Annotated in this window: 19 protein-coding genes, 4 tRNA genes and 1 pseudogene; 12 read left to right on the plus strand and 12 right to left on the minus strand. The window is 60.3% G+C overall.

Going from position 1 to position 21,258, the window contains the following annotated elements; genetic code table 11:
- Positions 1-106: 106 nt before the first annotated feature.
- Both HX869_RS31855 and HX869_RS31860 read left to right on the plus strand, forming a co-directional pair.
- Positions 107-1,174: pseudogene (locus tag HX869_RS31855) on the plus strand (HAMP domain-containing protein); the annotation flags it as partial.
- An 18-nt stretch (positions 1,175-1,192) separates the two neighbouring features.
- The gene (locus tag HX869_RS31860) at positions 1,193-2,035 is read left to right on the plus strand and encodes a methyl-accepting chemotaxis protein (protein WP_372865373.1); all 843 of its coding nucleotides are present in this window, start codon (positions 1,193-1,195) and stop codon (positions 2,033-2,035) included.
- A 36-nt stretch (positions 2,036-2,071) separates the two neighbouring features.
- Here HX869_RS31860 and HX869_RS15275 read toward each other — a convergent pair whose 3' ends face one another.
- Positions 2,072-2,884 carry an alpha/beta fold hydrolase gene (locus HX869_RS15275; RefSeq protein WP_178903286.1) on the minus strand — a complete coding sequence of 271 codons (813 nt, stop codon included), beginning with the start codon at positions 2,882-2,884 and terminating at the stop codon, positions 2,072-2,074.
- 122 nt (positions 2,885-3,006) lie between these two features.
- A complete protein-coding gene (locus HX869_RS15280) occupies positions 3,007-3,765 on the minus strand; it encodes a hypothetical protein (protein WP_003217193.1) in 759 nt (252 codons plus the stop codon).
- Between the two features lie 370 nt (positions 3,766-4,135).
- Here HX869_RS15280 and HX869_RS15285 point away from each other — a divergent pair.
- The 4 genes from HX869_RS15285 (at position 4,136) to HX869_RS15300 (ending at position 4,549) form a co-directional block, all read left to right on the plus strand.
- Positions 4,136-4,211: transfer RNA gene (locus tag HX869_RS15285), tRNA-Glu, on the plus strand.
- Between the two features lie 3 nt (positions 4,212-4,214).
- A tRNA-Gly gene (locus tag HX869_RS15290) sits at positions 4,215-4,290 on the plus strand.
- Positions 4,291-4,394: 104 nt separating this feature from the next.
- A tRNA-Glu gene (locus tag HX869_RS15295) sits at positions 4,395-4,470 on the plus strand.
- A 3-nt stretch (positions 4,471-4,473) separates the two neighbouring features.
- A tRNA-Gly gene (locus HX869_RS15300) sits at positions 4,474-4,549 on the plus strand.
- A 99-nt stretch (positions 4,550-4,648) separates the two neighbouring features.
- Here the strand turns inward: HX869_RS15300 and HX869_RS15305 are convergent.
- The 7 genes from HX869_RS15305 to HX869_RS15335 all read right to left on the minus strand — a co-directional run bounded on the left by HX869_RS15305 (position 4,649) and on the right by HX869_RS15335 (position 11,025).
- Positions 4,649-5,194, minus strand: a complete 546-nt coding sequence (locus tag HX869_RS15305; RefSeq protein WP_008431270.1) for a hypothetical protein — start codon at positions 5,192-5,194, stop codon at positions 4,649-4,651.
- Entirely contained in the window at positions 5,191-5,517 is a 327-nt protein-coding gene (locus HX869_RS15310) for a hypothetical protein (protein ID WP_102369638.1), read from the minus strand. Before HX869_RS15310 ends, HX869_RS15305 begins: the two co-directional genes overlap by 4 nt.
- A gap of 117 nt (positions 5,518-5,634) precedes the next feature.
- Positions 5,635-6,852, minus strand: a complete 1,218-nt coding sequence (locus HX869_RS15315; RefSeq protein ID WP_178903287.1) for a phospholipase D-like domain-containing protein — start codon at positions 6,850-6,852, stop codon at positions 5,635-5,637.
- A 56-nt stretch (positions 6,853-6,908) separates the two neighbouring features.
- Positions 6,909-7,556, minus strand: coding sequence for a MotA/TolQ/ExbB proton channel family protein (locus tag HX869_RS15320; protein ID WP_003217203.1), 648 nt, complete (start codon positions 7,554-7,556; stop codon positions 6,909-6,911).
- A gap of 17 nt (positions 7,557-7,573) precedes the next feature.
- Positions 7,574-9,856 carry a TonB-dependent receptor gene (locus HX869_RS15325; RefSeq protein ID WP_008431274.1) on the minus strand — a complete coding sequence of 761 codons (2,283 nt, stop codon included), beginning with the start codon at positions 9,854-9,856 and terminating at the stop codon, positions 7,574-7,576.
- 24 nt (positions 9,857-9,880) lie between these two features.
- The gene (locus tag HX869_RS15330; protein ID WP_178903288.1) at positions 9,881-10,615 is read right to left on the minus strand and encodes an energy transducer TonB; all 735 of its coding nucleotides are present in this window, start codon (positions 10,613-10,615) and stop codon (positions 9,881-9,883) included.
- A 2-nt stretch (positions 10,616-10,617) separates the two neighbouring features.
- A complete protein-coding gene (locus HX869_RS15335) occupies positions 10,618-11,025 on the minus strand; it encodes a biopolymer transporter ExbD (protein WP_003217209.1) in 408 nt (135 codons plus the stop codon).
- Positions 11,026-11,318: 293 nt separating this feature from the next.
- Here HX869_RS15335 and HX869_RS15340 point away from each other — a divergent pair, with 293 nt between their 5' ends.
- Positions 11,319-12,887 (plus strand): alkaline phosphatase, encoded by a 1,569-nt coding sequence (locus tag HX869_RS15340; protein ID WP_177029372.1) that lies wholly within the window; start codon positions 11,319-11,321, stop codon positions 12,885-12,887.
- Here HX869_RS15340 and HX869_RS15345 read toward each other — a convergent pair whose 3' ends face one another.
- Positions 12,888-13,514 (minus strand): alanyl-tRNA editing protein, encoded by a 627-nt coding sequence (locus HX869_RS15345; RefSeq protein ID WP_177021208.1) that lies wholly within the window; start codon positions 13,512-13,514, stop codon positions 12,888-12,890.
- Positions 13,515-13,605: 91 nt separating this feature from the next.
- Between HX869_RS15345 and HX869_RS15350 the strand changes: the two genes are divergently transcribed.
- Complete coding sequence (locus HX869_RS15350) at positions 13,606-14,538, plus strand: LysR family transcriptional regulator (protein WP_003217218.1); 933 nt, start codon at positions 13,606-13,608, stop codon at positions 14,536-14,538.
- A 142-nt stretch (positions 14,539-14,680) separates the two neighbouring features.
- Here the strand turns inward: HX869_RS15350 and HX869_RS15355 are convergent, their stop codons facing one another.
- A complete protein-coding gene (locus HX869_RS15355; protein ID WP_003217220.1) occupies positions 14,681-15,088 on the minus strand; it encodes a PA2817 family protein in 408 nt (135 codons plus the stop codon).
- Between the two features lie 231 nt (positions 15,089-15,319).
- Positions 15,320-17,767, minus strand: coding sequence for an acyl-CoA dehydrogenase (locus HX869_RS15360; protein ID WP_178903289.1), 2,448 nt, complete (start codon positions 17,765-17,767; stop codon positions 15,320-15,322).
- Between the two features lie 192 nt (positions 17,768-17,959).
- Between HX869_RS15360 and HX869_RS15365 the strand changes: the two genes are divergently transcribed.
- From HX869_RS15365 to HX869_RS15380, 4 genes are all read left to right on the plus strand, one after another.
- Positions 17,960-18,619: a transglutaminase family protein gene (locus HX869_RS15365; RefSeq protein WP_178903290.1), complete on the plus strand. Its 660-nt coding sequence runs from the start codon at positions 17,960-17,962 to the stop codon at positions 18,617-18,619.
- A 57-nt stretch (positions 18,620-18,676) separates the two neighbouring features.
- Positions 18,677-19,300: a glutathione S-transferase family protein gene (locus tag HX869_RS15370; RefSeq protein WP_102369632.1), complete on the plus strand. Its 624-nt coding sequence runs from the start codon at positions 18,677-18,679 to the stop codon at positions 19,298-19,300.
- Between the two features lie 135 nt (positions 19,301-19,435).
- A complete protein-coding gene (locus HX869_RS15375; RefSeq protein ID WP_003217227.1) occupies positions 19,436-20,368 on the plus strand; it encodes an ABC transporter ATP-binding protein in 933 nt (310 codons plus the stop codon).
- Complete coding sequence (locus HX869_RS15380) at positions 20,365-21,144, plus strand: ABC transporter permease (protein WP_003217229.1); 780 nt, start codon at positions 20,365-20,367, stop codon at positions 21,142-21,144. The genes HX869_RS15375 and HX869_RS15380 overlap by 4 nt, the downstream gene beginning before the upstream one ends.
- Positions 21,145-21,258: the final 114 nt, after the last annotated feature.

A 21,258-nucleotide genomic window follows, 5' to 3' on the forward strand; every position in this document is an offset into this window, starting at 1 on the left:
GTTGCGAATCTCGCTGCATCGAAACCTGGTTTGATGGCATTCGCCATTGCAAGAGGACTCAAGTGCAATGATTTCTGCCGTGCAACGACGTTTTGCCAACCTCGGTATGGCCAAGAAACTGGGCTTGGGCTTTGCCCTGGTACTACTGTTGACGGCATTGGTGGCCGCGATTGGCGTGTGGTCGCTGCAAACCGTTGGCCAGCGCTTCGAGGGCCTTAAAGCCATGTCGGCGCTCAACAGCGGCTTGCTCAAGGTGCGCTTGATCGAGCAGGACTACGCGTTGCATGCCGACCCCAAGTCGGTGGACGCCTTGCACGAAAGTGTCGACGCGTTGGCGGCCCAGGCGGTAATTCTCAAGGCCCAGTCGCCTGCCAATGTCCCGGTGATGAGCGACGTCGAGCAGGCGCTGGCGGCGTATCGCAAGGCGTTCGATGAGTTTGTCGAGCTGACCCAGACCAAGGACCTGGCGCTGGAAATGGCCAGTTGGTCGGTCTCCAGTGTCGCCAACAACCTTGATGTGTTGCAGGCCGGGCTGGCGGACGACGGCGCCTATGGCCTCAAGGAAAGCCAGGGCAAGGAAGGTGCCGAATTCATCGAGCAGGCGGGGCAGGTCAGCCAGGTCTCGCGCCTGATGCTGCAGGCCATGAACGAAGCGCACGTGCGCCTGGACCAGAGCCGCAAGGGCGATGACGAGAACGCCGAGCAGGGCAAGATCGAGCAGGCCGATCAGGCCCTGGCCCAGGTCGAACAGCTGAAAACCACCGTCAAGGATCCTGGCTACCAAACCTTGCTTAACGAAGTGTCCGGGCATATCGCGGCCTTCAGCGAAAAACTCGGCGAATACACCGGGCTGCTGGCCCAGGAAAAAGTCGTCTACAAGCAGTTGCACGAGCGCGCAGCCGAAGTGGTCACCCGGGTCAATCAGGCCTACGACGCAGAAGACCTGTCGATGCAGTCGCAGTTGAAGAAAAGCGCGTTGCTGATCATCGGTTCTTCGGCGTTGGCGTTATTGGTCGGGCTGATTGCCGCGTGGATCATTACCCGTTTGATCGTTGCGCCGTTGCGCAGCGTGATTGCAGTGGCCCAGCAGATTGCCGCCGGTGATCTCAGTGGCCGTATGGAAGTCAGTCGCCGGGACGAGATGGGCCAGTTGATGCTCGCGATGCAACAGATGAGCAGCGGCCTCAGCAGCATGGTCAGCGGGTTGCAGGCGGGTATCGAGCAACTGGCCAGCTCTGCCCATTCGCTGTCCAGCGTCACCGAGCAGACCAATATCGAGGTCAGCAGCCAGAAGGAAGAAACCGAGCAGGTGGCCACGGCCATGAACCAGATGACCGCCACCGTGCACGATGTGGCGCGCAACGCCGAAGAAGCGGCCCAGGCGGCGCAGACGGCGGATGACAAGGTCGACAGCGGCCAGCAGGTGGTGCGCCAGAGCTTGCAGCGTATCGAGTTGCTGGCCAGCTCCGCGACCTCCGCCAGTACCAGCATCGAAAGCCTGAGCGCGGAGATCCAGACTATCGGTACCGTCCTTGAGGTGATCAAGAGCGTGGCCGAGCAAACCAACCTGCTGGCGCTGAATGCGGCCATCGAGGCGGCGCGGGCGGGCGAGCAGGGCCGCGGTTTTGCCGTGGTGGCCGACGAGGTGCGGGCGCTGGCCAAGCGCACCCAGCAATCGACCGAGGAAATCGAACGGTTGGTGAGTACCTTGCGCAGCGCTGCGCAGGCTTCGGTGCAGCAGATCAGGCAGAGCGGCGAACTGGTCAAGCTGGCGGTCAGTGATGCCCTGGAAACCGAAAGCGCCCTGGGCAGCATCGCGGCGGCGGTGTCGTTGATCCAGCAGATGAACCAGCAGATTGCCGCAGCGGCCGAAGAGCAAAGCTCGGTGGCCGAGGAAATCAACCGCAGCGTCACCTGCATCCGTGCGAGTGCCGATCAATCGGCGTTGAGCATGCAGGGCAATGCAGCGTCGAGCATCGAGCTGGCGCAGTTGGGTACGGAGCTTAAGGGGATGGTCGGGCACTTCCGCCTTTGATCACCGCAGGCCTGCGGCGATCAAAGGGCAGGGCGGTCAGGCGTTGTTGGCCAGGAAGGTCAGCAGCGCTTCGTTGACGAAATCGGGGTTTTCCCGGCTGGAGATATGCCCGGCGTGCGGAATCAACGTCAGCGCGCAGCCGATCAAGGCCGCCATTTCTTCTGATTCGGCCGGTGGGCGTGGCTTGTCCTGCTCGCCACACATCACCAGGGTGGTGTCGGTGTCGAGGCGCGCCAGTTGTTCCAGCACATCCGCGCGGCTGAAGATAATCCGGCCCAGCGGCACGATGCTGTGCACCAGGCGCTCCTTGGGGAAGGCCTGCAGTGCGTTGCGGAAATCCTGGTACAAGGCCGACTCCCGGTCGATACCGGGACGGAAGAAGATCGGCGCCACCACATCCAGCAGCGGTTCCGGAATGGCGCCGGCGTCTTCGATCATCTTGAACAGCGAAAAGTAGTATTGGCGAGTGGCTTCCGGCTCGGCGCCCAGGTGCGTGTCCATTAGCACCAGGCTGTTGACCCGCTCGGGAGCCAGCAGCGCCAGACGTGCGCCCCACATGCCGCCGACCGACAAGCCCACGAGGTTGACCTGGGCAATGTCCAGGTGATCCAGCAGCGCCAGGTGCTGGCGTGCGAGGTCGTCCAGGGATGCAGTGTTTGCAGGCAGTGCGCCGGACTCGCCGTGGCCCCAAAGCTCGGGGACGATCACCCGGTACTGTTGCGACAGCGCTTCGATCTGCGGCGCCCACATCTGGCTGTCCCACAGGTAGCTGGAACCGAGGAGAACGGCCGGGCCGGTGCCCAGGTCGAGGTAGTGCAGCGGTTGTCCATCGATGAGCACGACAGGCATGGCGAAGCCCTTTTCGTTAACGGAGTGAGGGGGCCTTTTTTACGCTATTCGAGGGGAAGGGGATAGGTGCAGAGTGATGGCATGTGGCGAGCGGGTTTGCCGCCCACCACAATGGCAGGGGATCAGTCGTAGATGGCTTTCTTCTTCCAGTCGGCGTCCGCATCCACCACTTTCAAGCCTTCGGTCAATTCGTTGACCTCGTCTTCAGCCGGTTCAAGGTTGGACAGCACCATGGAGTTGGCGCGCGCCAGCTGTTTCTCGAGCAATTGCAGCTGCTGGCTGTACACCACCGGCTCCGGTTGCTTGCGCAGGTACTGCACGCCGCGTTCGAACGCCAGGCGAGCCTGGCCCGGCTGGCCTTGTTGCAGCGCGTGCTGGCCCAGGTTGTTGAAGAACTCGATGTGCAGCAGCACCAGGATATGGCGAATTTCCTTGATCCAGTGCTTGGCTTCATTGGTCGGCAGGAAACCGTCCTGGGCCGCTCGGGTCACCTGGCCATGCAGTGCTTCGAGCAGGAAACGTACATCCTTGGCCTTGGCTTCGGTCTGGATCGGGCCGGGCGGGTTGTTCACCGGAATCGATTCGCCCTGGGCCACCAGCGCGTTGAGTTCAGTGATGCGTGCCTTGAGCGACGCATTGGACTTGTCGAGGTTCAGCAGGCGCTGATTGACGTTGAGCTCCAGGCGGGTCAGCAGCAACTTGAGTCGCGGCGTCATCAACTGGCCAGGGAAGGTCTCGGTGATTTCGCCGCAGCGGCGCAGCCGGTCATTGAGTTCGATCCGGGTCCGGTTCTTTTCCAGCTTATTGTTTTCCACCACATGGTTCATGTAGCCAATGGCGATCAGTATTACGATCCCGGCTATTACCAGCAGGGTGATCATGAGTGGTGTCACCGGTGTGACCTCTTTATGGGGTTTGCATTGAAGTGTAGTGACTGGTGCAGTGACCGGATAGGACTGAGCGACCAGTTGCGTCAGTAGTTTCTTCTATATAGCTGGGCAGTCCCTGCGTAGATGCACATTGCCATCATTTGCTGTGGCGAACTATAGCGCCTTGTGGAACGCCAGAATATAGGCGCCAAAGCCTGGACGGCGAGAAACCCTTGCAACCCCCGTAAACCACGGCGAAGTCATTGATTTAAATAAATTTATCCTTGGGGGTTGACGACCTCCCAATCCATCCATAGAATGCGCGCCACTTACAGCGTAAAGCACACAGCGAAACGCGGTAGGGAGTGAATGTTGTACGTGTGTCCCCTTCGTCTAGTGGCCTAGGACACCGCCCTTTCACGGCGGTAACAGGGGTTCGAGTCCCCTAGGGGACGCCATATGCGGGAATAGCTCAGTTGGTAGAGCACGACCTTGCCAAGGTCGGGGTCGCGAGTTCGAGTCTCGTTTCCCGCTCCAAATTTAAGCAGTGTTGCCCTCGGGCGGCACTGAGTGAAACCAGGGCGTAATCTTCGGATTTAATCTCTGGGCACTGAAATACACACCATGTGTTTCAGTAGCGTGTCCCCTTCGTCTAGTGGCCTAGGACACCGCCCTTTCACGGCGGTAACAGGGGTTCGAGTCCCCTAGGGGACGCCATTTGCGGGAATAGCTCAGTTGGTAGAGCACGACCTTGCCAAGGTCGGGGTCGCGAGTTCGAGTCTCGTTTCCCGCTCCATATTTAACGAAAACGCCGATCAGCAATGATCGGCGTTTTTGTTTGTGGGTTTTTTGTGAGCCGCAGTGCAATGCCTCGGCCCACGTTGCGTTTGTACCGCTAGAAATTATCCATCGCATGGCACATCGATAGCCTTCCCGATGGCGTCGGTTCAATCGGACTCCATCGTTCGGCACCTTTCGGCAGCTCAGCAAGCTCGAATGAGCAACTCCCGGACATTGATGCTCGCACCATGTAGTCCATGCCGGGCTTGGGGATAAAGGTCATGGTGTTGAAACATTGCCGGCCATATTGCGGCAACCCAAGGTAATGAAAGGCAATGGGCGTGTTCGCCGGAATCACCTGTTCGGACGACACCGCACCGTCCCAGGTGTAAATCGGCCCCGGCATCCCCAGGCTTGCGCCATTGCGGTCGGCGAAGCCGGATTTGGCGGACACCATCACGCCTGCTCCGGGAACATTCCAGTCCAGGCAATCGCGCCCGGGCACTGCGCGCACCATGCCGTCGCTGATAATGCGCAAGCGCGCCGTCTCGGCAGACGGTGGCGCTGTATAGGCGGTGTTGAGGGAGCGGACGTTATATACCTGGCCACAGCCGCTGAGAAGAACCAGGAACAGGGCGGGAATTACACGTAAGGTTCTCATGGCTGGCGGCAGTTCTGGCTGACCGACAGATGCGGCGCGGGCTCAAGCTTGACCATCTGCAAGCCATTAGCACCCTGGAAGATAAAATATTTGTTGCGACAATCCTTAAACGTCTCCGAGTAACCTTCAGCCCGGAATGCTTCCCCGTCGATCTCCCTGGTCACCGTATTGTTGCGGCTGACCACGGCGAGCACCTGCTCATAGCTCTCGCCCATCTTCACCCCGGGCTCACCGGTGGTGGTCATCGAATTGGCGCAGCCGCCAAGCCCGATGGCCGCCCAAACCAGCGCGGCACCGTACAGTCCATTGCGTGTGTTGTTCATCCCTGCTCTCCCTCCATGAGTTATGCAGGGTTGGTCAGCGCAAAGGCGAAAAAGTGCAACCTGGATATCTGGCAATGTGATATTGCCCGCAAAGCCATGCCATTTGCGGGCAACAGCTTAAGGTTTGCCCGGATGCGGCTGCGGGTACTCACTCGTCACTTCCAGTGCCTTGGCATACGGCCCGTCCCACAGTTGCTCGTGTAAATCTCCCACACGCTTGGCCATCGCCTCACTGCGCATCACCACTTCCAGGTTGCGCGAGTTATCGAAATAACCCCCCAGCCAGTTACTGGTGCCCACCCACGCCACTTGCCCGTCGATTTCCATGGTCTTGCTGTGGATCACCCGCGCATAAGGAATGAATCCTTGCCTGGCCTCGGGCAGCGTGACGATCTTGACCTCGACATTCGGCAGCACCGCCAGGCTTTTCAGGTACGGCAATTCCAGCGCTTCGGTGTTCCAGTTGGATACCATCAACTTGATCGAGACCCCGCGCGCTGCCGCTGCACGTACTGCATTGTCGATCATCGCGTAGTAAGGCCGGGTTCTGTCAGGTCCATAGGACAGCGGCGCGTAGTCCAGCAGTTGTACGCGCACTTCCTTTTTCGCCTCGCCCAGCAGACGTGGCAGTTCCAGCTGCGAATCACCCACACCCGGCGGGTTGTAGCGCTGGGGGCTGGCTACCAGGTAGTTGCCGGTGCGTGCCGGTGTGGCGCCTGTGGCGGGCAGGGCAACAGGCTGGTTGTCGGCCAACGCAGCCTGGGCCTGCCAGTCCTGTTCAAAAATGGCCTGGGTCTGGGCGACGACGTTTGCATCACTGATCAACAGCCCGGTTTCGTGGATATGCTCCAGCGAACGCCAGTCGAAGTTCTGGCTGCCGATAAACGCCTGCTTGCCATCCACTACCATGTACTTGGCGTGGATGATCCCGCCACTCAGCTTGCCATAGGGCAGGATGCGGAAGGTCAGGTTGGGAATGGCTTTCAGGCGCTCCAGGGTCGAGGCTTCCGACAGCCGCACGCCTTTTTCTTCCAGTAGGAAGCGAATTTTCACCCCGCGTTTGCCGGCGGCTTCCAGGTGTTCAATCACCTTGTCCATCACCGAGCCAGGATGGTCGGCCGCGTAGAACTGGCCGATGTCGATGCGGCTTTTCGCGCCGTCGAACAGCTGGATCCACACGGGGCCGGGCTGGCGCAGATCGGCGGTGCCAAGTTGGGTGTCCACTGGCACGGTGTGTACCAACTCAAATCCCGGAATTGAAAAGTCCGCCTGGGCAAGCGGACTGAGGAGCAGGCCTGCAAGGCCGGCGATACGTAATTTCAGCGATATGGACATAGGCGTCTCATCGGGCAAAAAAAGGGCGGGCGCATGATGCGCCCGCCCCGGGAAGGTCACGCAGTGCGGGTGTGCAGCGGGGTCGGTACCAGGTGCGGCACTTCACCCTGCACGCGGGCACCGGTTGCCGCGCGGATCAGCAGGATTTTCAGCTGGTCGTTGATACGCTCCAGGCTGTCCTGGAAGAAGTTGTGGAACACCACGCAGAACAGCGCGATGGCGATACCCAAACCCGTGGCGAACAGGGCCGTACCGATACCACCGGAAATCTGGCCCGGGTCGGACACACCGGCACTGGCCAGCGCCTTGAAGGTGTCGATGATGCCGAGGATGGTCCCCAGCAGGCCGAGCAGCGGCGCGGCGGTGGTGATGGTTTCGATGATCCACAGGCTGCGCGACAGCGGCGCGCGGGTCTTGAGGTACTGGGTTTCGATCTCGTCGTCCAGGTCCTTGCGCGAACCATGGGACGCCTTCTGCGCCAGGATCGGCAGCACCATGCTCAGCGGCAGGCTGTCACGGCGAGTCAGGTTTTCCGGCAGGTCGCGTTCGCTGTGCACATTGGCGCCCAGCACTTCGGTCAATGCACGGGCCTGGCGGCGCACGTAGGCGAAGTAGATGCCACGTTCGATGGTGATGAAGATTGCAATCGCCAGTGCGGCGTACATCACATAAAAGGTGATTTGGTGAAGCAGGTTCATGTCCATGATGCTGAGCCTCGCAGTTAGAAATTGGCTTCCAGGGAAACGGTGACGGTGCGGTCAAGCCCAACGATGTAGGCCGGGTCGCCATCGCGGAAACCGCTGTAGCTCGCCGAGTTGGTCTTGGTGGTGTACACGCCGTCCAGGTACTTCTTGTCGAACAGGTTGTCGACGTTCAGGCGCAGGGTTGCGTCCTTGACGACTTTCTTGTCCACCGGCAGGTAGATACCGGCGCCGAGGTTGAAGATGGTGCGGGCGGAGATGGCTTCGTCGTTGGTCAGGTCGCCATAGAGCTTGCTGGTGAACTTGCCGCCGAAGGTGCCGTAGAAGCGCCCGTCGTCATAGCCGATGTTGGCCGCCAGCATGTTGGTCGGCACGTTGGCGAACTGTTTGCCGCTGGTGGGCAGCACGATCGGCTTGCCGGCGCTGTAGACGGTCAGGTCGTCCTGCTGCTTGGAGCTGGTGTAGGTGTAGGAGGTGTAGTAGTTGAAGTTGTGCGGCAGCTTGCCGCTCCACTCCAGTTCCAGGCCTTTGTTGATGACGGTGCCGGCGTTGATGTCGGCGGAATCACCGTTGCTGTCCAGGGAGGTGAGCTGGCGATTCTTGAACTGCATGTAGAACAGGGTCGCGGCGAGGGTGCTGTCTTCGCCGGTGTAGCGCCAGCCCAGTTCCTGGTTCCAGCTGAGTTCCGGCTTGGAGTCGAGGGAGCCGACGCCTTTGTCGTACAGCACGTAGTTCTGTGGAATACGCATGTTGCGCGACAGGCTGTAGAACAACTGGTCACGCTCGTCGAGCTGGTATTTCAGGCCGGCGTTGGGCAGCAGTTTGTTGTAGGTCTGGCTGGCCTTGCCGGGTTGCTCGGTGAGGCTGCCGTGGTTGGTGCCGTCACGCTCGACGTTCATGTAGGCAATGCCCGCGATCAACGTCCAGTCCGAGTTGATGTACCAGGTGTCCTGGGTCCAGACCTTTTGCGCCGGCGTCACGGTGTAGCGGTCGCGACCCTGTACGGTGTTGCCGTTGGCGTCGACCACGGAGTTGCCGTCGGGCCAGGTATCGCTTGGCTTGCCGTTGTTCTTGAGGGCAATGAACGGTTGGGTCTGGCTTTGGCGGGCGCGTTCATACCAGTAGCCGAATTGCAGGCTGTGGTCGCCCAAGTCCCAGTTCAGCTTGGTGGTGATGCCCGGGCGCCAGGTCTGGGTGCGCGAAGGGCGGTAGTAGACGCCGGTGGTCGCGGAACCGTCGGCGTTGTATTGAGCCTGTGTCGGCAGGTTGCCGAGGTCGAAAACGCCGCCCTTGTTCGAGCCACTGTTCAGCGCATAGGCCGAGGAGCCCACGCCGCTGCCGTTGCCGTAGTAGTAATACGGGATCACCGAGAGGGACAGGTTGTCGCTCAGCTTGTACTGGGTGTTGAGCACGGCGGTAAAGGTCTGGAACGGGTTCTGCGCCAGGTCGTAGTAGCTGCTGACCTTGCCGTTGGCGCCCACCGCCGGTGTCGCCGGGTACGGGTCGTACTTGCGGCCGTACTGCTGGAACTGTGCCTTGGTCAACTGGCTGTAACTGTTGTTGTCCTGCTCGTGGTACTTGAGGATCAGGTTGGCGGTGTTGCCGTTGCCGGCGTCGAAGAAGCTGTTCCACTCCACCTTGTCCGCACGTACGGCACCCGAGCCGCGCCACATCTGGCCTTCGGTGTGGGAGGCCGACAGCCAGTTGCTCAGGCCGTTGACTTCACCGGTATTGAGGCGGGCGAAGGTCTTGCGGGTGGCGTTGCTGCCGACCACTTGCTTGACGAAGGCGCCGGTTTCCTTGGTGGGGCGAATGGTCACGATGCCGATGTTGCCGCCGCTGGAACCGATGTGCGGGCCGTCGGCTTCCGACGAGCCCTGGGTGACGAAAATCTGGTCGATGTTTTCCGGGTCGCCCAACAGGTTGGAGTACAACGCGTAGTTGCCGGAGTCGTTGATCGGCATGCCGTCCACCGACATACCGACCTGGTCGGAGTTCATGCCGCGCATGGTGAAGCGGAAGCCCGAGAGGCCGGTGTTGTCTTCACTGGAGATGTTCAGGCCCGGGGTGTACTTGAGCTTGTCGATGGCGTTGCCAGTGGCCGTCTGTTTGTCCAATGCTTCCTTGGTGATGGTCGAGCGGCCCTTGGCGCTCTCTTCCTGGACCATGTAACCGCCCCCAGCGGTTGCCTTGCCCTGTACCCCAATAGTCCCGACGTCACTGTCGCTGGTATCTGCCATGACCACTCCATGGGTCATGCTCGTCGCGGCAACGAGTGCCAGATGAATCCGGGTGAACTTCATCACTGTCGTCCTGGTGGTGTGTGCTTATTGCACGCTGTAGTTGAAGGTGGCGGTGAAGCGCTGCTCGTTACGTCCACCGAAGGCTTGTTCGGGGAACGGTTTCACCTGCTTGATACGGCGCAGGCTGTTGGTGGCGGCCCGGTTGAGCAGCATGCTCGGCGCCGGGGTCTGGATCCCGGAGTCGAGGACGCGGCCTTGGCGGTCCACCATTAACCAGACCACCACCTCGCCACTCGGGCGTTCAAGGGACGCCTGGCGCCCGGTGGGGTATTGCTTGTAGGTGTCCAACTCGTTGCGCAAGCCCTTGAGGTAGCCGCCTTCCAGTGCCTGGCCGTCGACTTTCGGCGGCGCCGGCGGAGCGGTGGGGGCCGGCGTTGGTGCGGGAGCGGCTTGCACCGGCTTGGCGGCCACCGGAGCTGGCGCAGGCACAGGCGCTGGCTTGGCGACCACGGGCTTGGGCACCGGTTTTGGCTTGGGCTCAGGCTTTGGCAGTGGTTTGGGGATCGGCTTGGGTGGCGGAGGCGGAGGGGCAGGTTCGGCCTCCTCGTCTTCGATCACCGGCGGTGGCGGCGGTTCTTCCACCACGGGCTCGGGGACCACTTCCGGCTCGGGCTCGACCAGCGCGAGTTCAACCGCCGACTCGTCGTACTGCGGCTGGATCTTCAGGGGTTGGGACTGGATACCCAGTGCAATCAGCACCAGGGCGATCAGGGCCGGGACACTGCCCAGCAGCCGACGCGCACGAAACAAGGCATACATGATCAGGACTTTTTCGTGGCGATGGAGACAGAGGTAAAGCCACCCAGGCGCAGGGTGTCCATCACCTCGACCAGGCGCGACACTTCCACGCCTTTGTCGCTGTTGACGATGATCGTCGACTTGGTGTCTGGCTTCTCGCCGGCCTTGAGTGCAGGCACCAGCGCGTCGACGGTCAGGTCCTTGCCATCGAGCTGCAGCTGACCTTCCAGGCCCAGGGTCAGGATGAATTTATTTTGCGGCTTGAGCTGCTGTGAACTGCTGGCGCTCGGCAGCTGAGTCTTCATGCCCAGGGCCGGAATCACGTTCAAACTCACCAGTACAAAAAACACCAACAGGAACATCATCACGTCGATCATCGGGATCAGTTCGATGTGTGCCTTGCGTTTTTTGGGTTCATCCCAAGTTCTCATTCCGCTACCCCGCAGTTGATTAGGGGCGACACGCTAGCAACCAAAAATGACCGAATGGTTAACTTTAATTTAAGCTTTTAAGGCTCTAGGACGCGTCTTACAGACGACTCGTGGGTCTATTTATCTACGTAATGAAACTGACACGACGCGGGTACATTCTTGGAGAATTTATTTCGCGAGTCCCCCTGCATGAGCATTGCACTGCCGCATTTATCCACCCTGCTCCCAATGGTAAGAACGCTACACAAGCATTTGTTTTGGTCGGTGCGGGATGCTTGGAAGGAGCGCAGTTGATGAGTGTGAATCACGATCGCCGTCGCGTACTGGGCGGGCTTGCAGTTGCCACGGCGTTTTCGATCCTCAGCCCGTTTGCCCGTAGTGCAGGCATCGACTATCCCTTCACCCTTGGTGTGGCGTCAGGCGATCCATTGCCTGATGGTTTCGTGATCTGGACACGCCTCGCGCCGCTGTTCAATGCCGCCGACGGTCGGGGTGGCCTGAACCGAGCGGTGCCGGTGCGCTGGAAGGTGGCCCGCGATGCAGCGATGACGCACGTTGTGCGCCAGGGCGAGGTGATGGCCATCGAGCGTTTCGCCCATTCGGTGCATGTGGAAGTGAGCGGGTTGGAGGCGGGTCGACCTTACTGGTACCAGTTCGAGGGCCTCGGTGCGCAAAGCCCGGTGGGCCAGTCGCGCACAGCGCCGGCGGTGCATGCCATGGCATCGGCGCAGTTGGGTTTTGTCTCCTGCTCCCATTGGGAGCGAGGCTACTTCAGCGCCTATCGGCATTTGGCCGCCGAGCAGCCTGACCTGGTGTTTTTCCTCGGGGATTACATCTATGACAGTTCCTACGCGGCTGATTCCGGCAAGGTCATTCGCTCCCACGGCAGCGGCAATGCGTTGAATCTGGTGGATTACCGCAACCGCTACGCCCTGTACAAGACCGATCCGGATTTGCAGGCACTGCATGCTGCGGCGCCCAGTGTGGTCACCTGGGACGATCACGAAGTGCAAAACGACTATGCCAGCCAGTGGTCCCAGGACCCGAACATCCCGGTGACGAGTTTTCTCAAGCAGCGGGCGGCGGCCTACCAGGCCTTCTACGAGCACATGCCGCTGCGGGCCAGCAGCCTGCCGCGCGGGCCGGACATGCGCCTCTATCGGCGTTTGGATTACGGCCGGCTGGCGCGTTTCCATGTGCTGGATGGGCGTCAGTACCGCTCCGAGCAGCCATGCATCCTGGCCAATGGCAGCCACAAGGGGCATGTGGCCGCGAATACCTGTGCCGACCTGCGCGATCCCCGTCGCACCATGCTCGGCTGGGAGCAGGAGGCTTGGCTGGATCAGGGTTTTGCCGAGTCCCGGGCACAATGGAACGTGATCGCCCAGGACCTGTTGGTCGCGCCGCTCACGCAACGTGACCTGACCAACCACAAGCCCGGCCGCTGGACAGATGGCTGGGATGGTTACATGGCCAACCGTGAGCGGATGCTTGCGTCTATGGTGCGCAGAAAGGTGAATAACCCGGTGTTCTGGGGCGGCGATATTCACTCGTTCTGGACGACGGACCTGCACGCTGACGCAGGGAATCCGGATTCGCCCGTGGTCGCGACCGAGTTTGTCGGCACGTCGGTGACGTCTGACGGGCCACCATTTGATGCGTTCAGTGCGATCCTGCCCCTCAATCCCCATGTGAAGTTTTTCGACAGCCGACAGCGCGGCTATGTGTCGGTGGCGCTTGAGGAGAGGAATATGCTGACGAACTTCCGGGTGATTTCCGATCCCCGGGATCCGAACGCCAGCGTCTCGACCCTCAAGTCGTTTGTGGTGGAACCGGGCAGGGCGGGGGCGATTGCGGTTTAGTCAGTTCAGGGTATAGCGCACCGACAATGCACCCTTTTTCTCGGAGAGGGCCAGGATCGTCACCTGACCCACGTCCCCCAATGCCTGCACATGCGTGCCGCCGCAGGCATAGGCCGGCAGGTCGCCAAAACCCACTTGCCGCGTACCGTCATCCAGGGCCATATGGCGCGGCAGGTTGGCGGCGATCCATTGGTCGACTTGCCGCTGGATCGCCTCGGCGTCCATGGCCTGGGCCGAGGTGCCGCGAATAAAGGTGATCTTGCCTTCGCCCGGCCAGTGATGAGCCTTGATCGGCATCCAGCCCAGGGTTTCACCGGCATTGCCGATCAGATGCCCGGCCGAGTGCAGGCGCGTGTGCAAGGTGCGGCGGTCTTCATCGACGCGTGCCTGGATCACGCCGGGAGCCACGGGGCGGTCTACGTAATGCACGACATGATCGCCTTCCTGCACCACCTTCAACACCTGGCTTTCCCCGAGCCAGCCGGTGTCGGAGGGCTGGCCGCCACCTTGTGGATGGAAGATTGTGGACTGCAGGATTACCGCAAACTGGTTATCAAAAGGTGTGCATCCCAGCACTTCAAGTTCGGCATTCAGGTGGTCATGGGTAAAAAACAGGCGCTGGGTCATCATTTATATCCGCATCAGGGTTTCTAACCGGCAGTATAAGAAGTGCGCCAATGGGTGATAATCCGTTCAAATCTCAATGGACTTGTGCGTCATGAGCATCAATCTTCCCTTGCCGCTGCTGGGCGAAATGGCGATTTTCGTCAAGGTGGTGGAAACCGGCAGCTTCTCCGAGGCTGCGCGCCAACTGGGAGCATCGCCGTCCTCCGTGAGCCGCAGCATCTCACGCCTGGAAAAGGCCCTGGCGACTCGCCTGCTGCAACGCACCACGCGCAAGTTGCGCCTCAGCGAAGGTGGCGAAGAGGTGTTCAAGCGCTGCCAGGAAATGGTCAGTGCTGCGCGGTCGGTGATGGAAATCAGCGGCCAATACACCCATGAAGCCGAAGGGCTGGTGCGGGTCAGCGTGCCCAAGGCGGTAGGGCGTTTTGTGGTGCATCCGCATATGCCGGAGTTTTTGCGGCGTTATCCCAAGGTCGACGTGCAGTTGATCCTGGAGGACCGGCATGTGGACCTGATTGACGACAATGTCGACCTGAGTATCCGCATCACCGACAGCCCGCCGCCGGGGTTGGTGGGGCGCCAGTTGCTGCCGATCGAGCATTTGATCTGCGCCACGCCGCGGTACCTGGCGGAGCACGGTACGCCGCAGCATCCCCATGATTTGCTAGAGCACAGTTGCATCTACCTGGGTGAGACGCCGGGGGATGCGCGCTGGAAGTTTCGCCAGGGCAGCAAGGCGGTGACGGTGGGCGTGCGCGGGCGGTATGCGGCCAATCACACAGGCGTGCGGCTGGATGCGGTATTGCAACATGTGGGGATTGGCAGCTTGCCGTATTTCACGGCGCGGCATGCGCTGGAGGCGGGGGAGGTGGTGCAGGTGTTGCCGGGGTGGGATTTCATTGCGTCGTACCACGGGGATGCGTGGTTACTGCATTCGCCGACGCGGTACCTGCCGCCGAAGTTGCGGGTGTTTATTGATTATCTGGTGGAGTGCATGGCCAAAGAGCCGACGCTGAAGAAACGGTAGGAATTCAGTTTAAATGTGGGAGCGGGCTTGCTCGCGAATGCGGTGGTTCAGTCACCTAAAATATTGACTGAAGCACCGCATTCGCGAGCAAGTCGAACCGTCGCAACGCCGCTCCCACATTTGATCTGCGTTAGCCCTGAAATCAGTGCTTGGGCTGGTCATTGGACATGGCCAACAACTGCTTTTCCTGGTTCCAGTCGAACGGTTCGTCGTTCTGTTCAGCTTCGAAGCGACGTTCTTCCAAGGCCTGGTACAGGTCCAGCTCGTCGTCGGGCATGAAGTGCAGGCAGTCGCCACCGAAGAACCACAGCAGGTCGCGCGGTACCAGGTGAGCAATTTGCGGGTAGCGCAGGATGACCTGGCTCATCATGTCCTGGCCCAGGTACTGGCTTTCGATCGGGTCGATGGGCAGCAAGGCGCGCAGTTCATCGAAGCGCTCCAGGAACAGGAGGTGGCTTTCCTCGGGAACCTGTTCGGCTTCGCCGACGGCAACCAGGATGCTGCGCAGGTGGTCGAGCAAGACGAGATGATCGGCAACGACGTTGGACACGAGATAAGTCCTCAAGAGCAAAACGGGCGCGAGAGTATATAGCTCGGTGCCTTGCCTCACAAATACGATTCCTTTTGACGAGTGGCTGTTGTTGTCAGGCAAGGCGCCGCGACGAGTCATAGCTTGCTATGGCGAGGAGCGGCAACGCAGCATGACGACAACAGACGCCGTCAAAAGGGATCAGTATTTGTGAGGCAGGGCACTCTACCCGTTTTTATATGACCGCTGGGATCAGCGGACTTTTCCCTCGGCCTGGCTCAGTTCTTCCTTGCTGAAATCATCTACGTCGATCACCTTGCGTCGCGCCGCTTCAGCGTCACGCAGGGTTTGCGCCTCGGCCGGTTGCAGCACGCCGGCATGCAGCGCGGCATCGATGGCGTGTTCGCCCGCGGTCGGTTTGACCTGGCCGCTCTTGAGGCCTTCGTGGAGTTTTTTCTGCAACGGATGGCTGTCGGCCAACAGGTCGTAGGCATGTTGCAGGGCGCCCACCGGATCTTCTGCAGACTGTGGGCGATAGCAGCCAGCCAGCACCGCTTCCAGGGTCGGGTCACCCTTGGCGCGACCAAGCACTGCGGCCACCTCGGCATCCAGCGCATCGGACGGGCCTTTATGACGGCGGCCGAACGGGAACACGATCACCCGCAACAGACAACCCAACACCTTGCTCGGGAAGTTGGTCAGCAGTTCATCCAGTGCACGCTCGGAGTGGCCAAGGCTCTCTTCCATGGCCCAGGCGAACAGCGGTTCCAGGTGGTCTGGCGAATCCAGGTCGTGATAACGCTTGAGTGCAGCCGATGCCAGGTACATGTGGCTCAGCACATCACCAAGACGTGCCGACAGGCGTTCGCGTCGTTTCAACTCGCCGCCCAGCAGCATCATGCTCAGGTCCGCCAGCATCGCAAACGCCGCGGCCTGACGGTTGAGTGCGCGGAAATAGCCCTGGCTCAGGCTGTTGCCCGGAGCCTTTTCGAAGTGACCGAAACCGAGGTTCAACGCCAGGGTGCTGGCGGCGTTGCCTACGGCAAAGCCGATGTGCTGCAGCAGCAGGCCGTCGAATTCCTTCAGCGCCTGGTCATGGTCTTCGCGACCGGCCAGGGCCATTTCCTTGAGGACGAACGGATGGCAGCGAATCGCACCCTGGCCGAAGATCATCAGGTTGCGCGAGAGGATATTCGCGCCTTCCACGGTGATGAAGATCGGCGCGCCCTGCCAGCTGCGGCCCAGGTAGTTGTTGGGGCCCATGATGATGCCCTTGCCGCCGTGCACGTCCATCGCGTGGCTGATGCATTCGCGGCCGCGTTCGGTCAGGTGGTACTTGAGGATCGCCGACAATACCGAGGGTTTCTCCCCCAGGTCGACCGCGTTGGCGGTGAGCATCCGCGCGCTGTCCATCAGCCACGCGTTGCCGCCGATGCGGGCCAGGGCTTCCTGGATGCCTTCAAAGGCCGCCAGCGGGACGTTGAACTGCTCACGCACCTGGGCGTACTGGCCGGTCACCAGGCTGGTGAACTTGGCCGCGCCCGTTCCGACGGCAGGCAGGGAAATCGAACGGCCTACCGACAGGCAGTTCATCAGCATCATCCAGCCCTTGCCGAGCATTTCCTGGCCACCGATCAGGAATTCCAGCGGAATGAAAACATCCTTGCCGGAGTTGGGGCCGTTCATGAACGCGGCGCCCAGTGGCAGGTGACGGCGGCCAATTTCAACACCCGGGGTGTCGGTGGGGATTAGCGCGAGGCTGATGCCCAGGTCTTCTTTGTCGCCCAGCAGATGATCCGGGTCATGGGCCTTGAAGGCCAGGCCGAGCAAAGTCGCTACCGGGCCGAGGGTGATGTAGCGTTTTTCCCAGTTCAGGCGCAGGCCGAGGGTTTCCTTGCCTTCCCATTCGCCTTTGCAGATCACCCCGGTGTCGGGCATGGAGCCAGCATCGGAACCGGCCAGTGGGCCGGTCAGGGCAAAGCACGGGATATCGTCGCCACGGGCCAGGCGTGGCAGGTAATGGTTGCGTTGTTCATCGGTGCCGTAGTGCAGCAGCAATTCGGCCGGGCCCAGGGAGTTGGGGACCATGACCGTGGAGGCGAGGTCGCCGCTGCGGGTCGCCAGCTTCATCGCGACCTGGGAGTGGGCATAGGCGGAGAAGCCTTTGCCGCCGAACTCCTTGGGGATGATCAGGGCAAAAAAGCCATGCTGCTTGATGTGTTCCCAGGCGGCGGGTGGCAGGTCCATGGCCTGGCCGATTTCCCAGTCGGTGACCATGGCGCACAGTTCTTCGGTAGGGCCGTCGATGAAGGCTTGTTCTTCTTCAGTCAGTTGCGCCTTGGGATAGGCCAGCAGCTTGTCCCAGTCGGGGCGGCCGCTGAACAGCTCGCCGTCCCACCACACGGTGCCGGCGTCGATGGCGTCGCGCTCGGTCTCGGACATCGGCGGCAGGACTTTCTGGAACCAGTTGAACAGCGGCGCGGTGAAGTACTTGCGGCGCAGGTCCGGCAGCAGCAGCGGGGCGGCTACCACGGCGATCAGTACCCAGAAGATCAGCAGCAACCAGCCTGGTGCGTGGCTGAAGGCGCCCATCGCCAACAGGTAGACGGCGACCACGCCGATGGCGGGCAGGGGCGCGATGCGCCGGTGCGCCAGGTAGGCAATGCCCACCACCAGAACCAGTATCCACAACAACAGCATATTCAATCCTCCGTGAAACCAGGTGCGAAATCACCTCAGAGCTTAGTCGGCATCCGAACAAGCGGGGTGACGAGGGTGTTACGTGGTGTGCCAGGTCGAATCACCACCAGGCGCCGACATTTGGCCGAATCGTCGTTATCGCAGAGAGCAGGCCTGTGGTTAGACTCAAGGCTTGCCTCGGAGATCAACCTCATGAATGCGTACTTGAATCCCGGCCGCTTCATCGATAGTGACCACCCTGCGGTGGTGGAGTTCGCCGAAAAACATCGCGGTTCGGGTGCCGCACTTCGTGACCAGGCAGTCAGTCTTTACTACGCTGTGCGCGAGGCGGTGCGCTATAACCCCTATACCTTCAGTCGCGACCCGCAAACCCTCAGCGGCAGCTTTGCACTGGCGGCCGGCGAGAGTTATTGCGTGCCCAAGGCAACATTGCTGGCGGCGTGCGCAAGGCACTGCGGGATCCCGGCGCGCATCGGCCTGGCCGACGTGCGTAACCACCTCTCGACGCCCCGTTTGATCGAGCTGCTCAGAAGTGACGTATTTGCCATGCATGGCTACACCGAACTGTATCTGGATGGCCGTTGGGTCAAGGCCACGCCCGCATTCAACCAGCAACTGTGTGAACTGTTCGATGTGCCACCCCTGGAGTTCGACGGCATTCACGACAGTGTTTTCCACGCCTTCAACCGCAAGGGCCAGCGCTCCATGGAGTACGTGGTGGACCATGGGCAATTTGCCGAGGTGCCCGAGGAATTCTTCTTCGCCCACATCCAGAAATGTTACCCGCACCTGTTTGGCGAGCAGATGCCGATCCTGCTGGGGGACATGCAGAGTGATTTAAGCCGGACGTGATCCGGCGTATGCTGCCCCGGCATTTATCCAACCATCTTTTTCAAAATCGGGGCGGTCATGCTGAAAATCTGGGGTCGTAAAAATTCGTCAAATGTCAGGAAAGCACTGTGGTGCGCCGAGGAGCTCGGCCTGGACTATGAGGCAATTGATGCGGGTGGGGCTTTTGGTGTGGTCGACACGCCGCAATACCGCGCGCGGAACCCCAATGGCCGGGTGCCGATGATTGAAGATGGCGATTTTGTGCTGTGGGAATCCAACACCATCGTGCGCTACCTGGCCGCCAAACATGCGCCGGATTCGAACTGGTACCCCAGCGAGCTGCAAGCCCGGGCCAACGCGGAAAAGTGGATGGACTGGACCACCTCGACCCTGGCCGAACCGTTCAAGACCGTGTTCTGGGGCGTGCTGCGAACCCCGGCTGAAAAACAGAACTGGGACACCATCAACGCCGGTCGCCAGGCCTGCATCGACGTTTTGCAGACGGTGGATCAGGCCTTGGCCACGCAACCTTACCTGTCCGGCAGCGAGATCGGCATGGGTGATATTCCCTTGGGCAGCTTCATTTATGCCTGGTTCGAAATGCCCATCGAACGCCCGTCGATGCCTAACCTGGAAGCCTGGTACCAGCGGCTGCGCCAGCGCCCGGCCTATCAGAAATCGGTCATGACCGCGTTGACCTGATACCGACTATTAATACGGGTTACTGTACTTGTGCGGCGCGGACAAGCACCATGCTTGTCACGCGCAGCCGTTGTATTCCGTGCGGTCTGCCCTCATGTAACAATTCTATTCCTCTTCTTTGGTGCGTAATCCGATATGAGTTCCGCTCTGTCCATCCGGCAGCTAACCAAAACCTACGGCAACGGTTTCCAGGCCCTGAGTGGTATCGATCTGGACGTCGCCGAAGGTGATTTCTTCGCCTTGCTCGGCCCCAATGGCGCCGGCAAATCCACCACCATCGGGATTCTCTCGACCCTGGTCAACAAGACCACCGGTACGGTGAACATCTTTGGCAACGACCTGGACAAATCCCCGGCGGCGCTCAAGCGCAGCATCGGCGTGGTGCCCCAGGAGTTCAACTTCAACCAGTTTGAAAAGACCTTCGACATCGTCGTGACCCAGGCCGGTTACTACGGCATCCCGCCGAAGATCGCCAAGGAACGCGCCGAGCAATACCTCACGCAACTGGGCTTGTGGGACAAGCGCGACGTGCCTTCGCGTTCCCTGTCCGGGGGCATGAAGCGCCGCTTGATGATCGCTCGCGCCCTGGTTCACGAACCGCGCCTGCTGATCCTCGACGAGCCGACGGCGGGCGTGGACATTGAGCTGCGTCGTTCGATGTGGACGTTTCTCACCGAGCTGAACCAGAAAGGCATCACCATCATCCTCACCACGCACTACCTGGAAGAGGCTGAGCAGCTGTGCCGCAACATCGGCATCATCGACCACGGCACCATTGTCGAAAACACCAGCATGCGTAATTTGCTGAGCCAGTTGCACGTCGAGACCTTCCTGCTCGACCTGAAAAACGACATGACGGTTGCGCCCCAGTTGATCGGCTACCCGAATCGCCTGGTGGACAGCCACACCCTGGAAGTCCAGGTGGACAAAGCCGTGGGCATCACCGCGCTGTTTGGCCAATTGGCTACCCAGAACATCGAGGTGCTGAGCCTGCGTAACAAAACCAATCGCCTTGAGGAGTTGTTTGTGTCCCTGGTGGAGAAAAATCTGGCGAAGGTGGCGGTATGAGTTCGGAACTGCAACCCAACCTTGTCGCGCTGCAGACTATCGTTTATCGCGAAGTGAAGCGCTTTACCCGGATCTGGCCGCAGACCTTGCTGCCGCCGGCGATCACCATGGTTTTGTACTTCGTGATCTTCGGTAACCTGATTGGTCGGCAGATTGGTGATATGGGTGGATTCACCTATATGGAGTACATCGTGCCAGGGTTGATCATGATGTCGGTGATTACCAACTCCTACGGCAACGTGGTGTCGAGCTTTTTTGGCAGCAAGTTCCAGCGGTCCATCGAGGAATTGATGGTGTCGCCGGTGTCGCCTCATACGATTTTGATCGGCTACACCCTGGGCGGTGTGCTGCGCGGGTTGATGGTTGGGGTGATTGTGACGTTGCTGTCGCTGTTCTTTACCCATTTGCAGGTGCATCACCTCGGGATCACCCTGTTGGTGGTGGTGCTGACGGCGACTATCTTTTCGTTGCTGGGGTTCATCAATGCGGTGTTTGCGCGCAACTTTGATGATATTTCGATTATTCCGACGTTTGTTCTTACGCCGCTGACGTATCTGGGTGGGGTGTTTTATTCGATCACCTTGCTGCCGCCGTTCTGGCAGACGGTGTCGTTGGCTAACCCGGTGTTGCATATGGTTAACGCGTTTCGCTATGGGATCTTGGGCGTTTCGGATATCAAGATCAGTGTGGCGATCACCTTTATGCTGGTGGCGACTGTGGTGCTGTATGTGGGGTGTGCGCGGTTGCTGGTGAGTGGGCGTGGGATGCGCACCTAAGCGTTGAGATGTGATGAGAAACGGCCTCCAGATGAGGCCGTTTTTTTTGGCGATTGGTTTGAGTACATATCCGTTTTTTCGGTAACGGCCACCTATGGTTCCGCTCTTACAGCG

This window comes from Pseudomonas sp. P7779, from assembly GCF_013386315.1.
Taxonomy (GTDB): domain Bacteria; phylum Pseudomonadota; class Gammaproteobacteria; order Pseudomonadales; family Pseudomonadaceae; genus Aquipseudomonas.

Bases quoted from the DNA above. Each gene is read 5' to 3' on its own strand.
- HX869_RS31860 (WP_372865373.1), top strand. From the start codon at position 1,193: ATGGTCAGCGGGTTGCAGGCGGGTATCGAGCAACTGGCCAGCTCTGCC.
- HX869_RS15275 (WP_178903286.1), bottom strand. From the start codon at position 2,884: ATGCCTGTCGTGCTCATCGATGGACAACCGCTGCACTACCTCGACCTG.
- HX869_RS15280 (WP_003217193.1), bottom strand. From the start codon at position 3,765: ATGATCACCCTGCTGGTAATAGCCGGGATCGTAATACTGATCGCCATT.
- HX869_RS15305 (WP_008431270.1), bottom strand. From the start codon at position 5,194: ATGAGAACCTTACGTGTAATTCCCGCCCTGTTCCTGGTTCTTCTCAGC.
- HX869_RS15310 (WP_102369638.1), bottom strand. From the start codon at position 5,517: ATGAACAACACACGCAATGGACTGTACGGTGCCGCGCTGGTTTGGGCG.
- HX869_RS15315 (WP_178903287.1), bottom strand. From the start codon at position 6,852: ATGTCCATATCGCTGAAATTACGTATCGCCGGCCTTGCAGGCCTGCTC.
- HX869_RS15320 (WP_003217203.1), bottom strand. From the start codon at position 7,556: ATGGACATGAACCTGCTTCACCAAATCACCTTTTATGTGATGTACGCC.
- HX869_RS15325 (WP_008431274.1), bottom strand. From the start codon at position 9,856: ATGAAGTTCACCCGGATTCATCTGGCACTCGTTGCCGCGACGAGCATG.
- HX869_RS15330 (WP_178903288.1), bottom strand. From the start codon at position 10,615: ATGTATGCCTTGTTTCGTGCGCGTCGGCTGCTGGGCAGTGTCCCGGCC.
- HX869_RS15335 (WP_003217209.1), bottom strand. From the start codon at position 11,025: ATGAGAACTTGGGATGAACCCAAAAAACGCAAGGCACACATCGAACTG.
- HX869_RS15340 (WP_177029372.1), top strand. From the start codon at position 11,319: ATGAGTGTGAATCACGATCGCCGTCGCGTACTGGGCGGGCTTGCAGTT.
- HX869_RS15345 (WP_177021208.1), bottom strand. From the start codon at position 13,514: ATGACCCAGCGCCTGTTTTTTACCCATGACCACCTGAATGCCGAACTT.
- HX869_RS15350 (WP_003217218.1), top strand. From the start codon at position 13,606: ATGAGCATCAATCTTCCCTTGCCGCTGCTGGGCGAAATGGCGATTTTC.
- HX869_RS15360 (WP_178903289.1), bottom strand. From the start codon at position 17,767: ATGCTGTTGTTGTGGATACTGGTTCTGGTGGTGGGCATTGCCTACCTG.
- HX869_RS15365 (WP_178903290.1), top strand. From the start codon at position 17,960: ATGAATGCGTACTTGAATCCCGGCCGCTTCATCGATAGTGACCACCCT.
- HX869_RS15370 (WP_102369632.1), top strand. From the start codon at position 18,677: ATGCTGAAAATCTGGGGTCGTAAAAATTCGTCAAATGTCAGGAAAGCA.
- HX869_RS15375 (WP_003217227.1), top strand. From the start codon at position 19,436: ATGAGTTCCGCTCTGTCCATCCGGCAGCTAACCAAAACCTACGGCAAC.
- HX869_RS15380 (WP_003217229.1), top strand. From the start codon at position 20,365: ATGAGTTCGGAACTGCAACCCAACCTTGTCGCGCTGCAGACTATCGTT.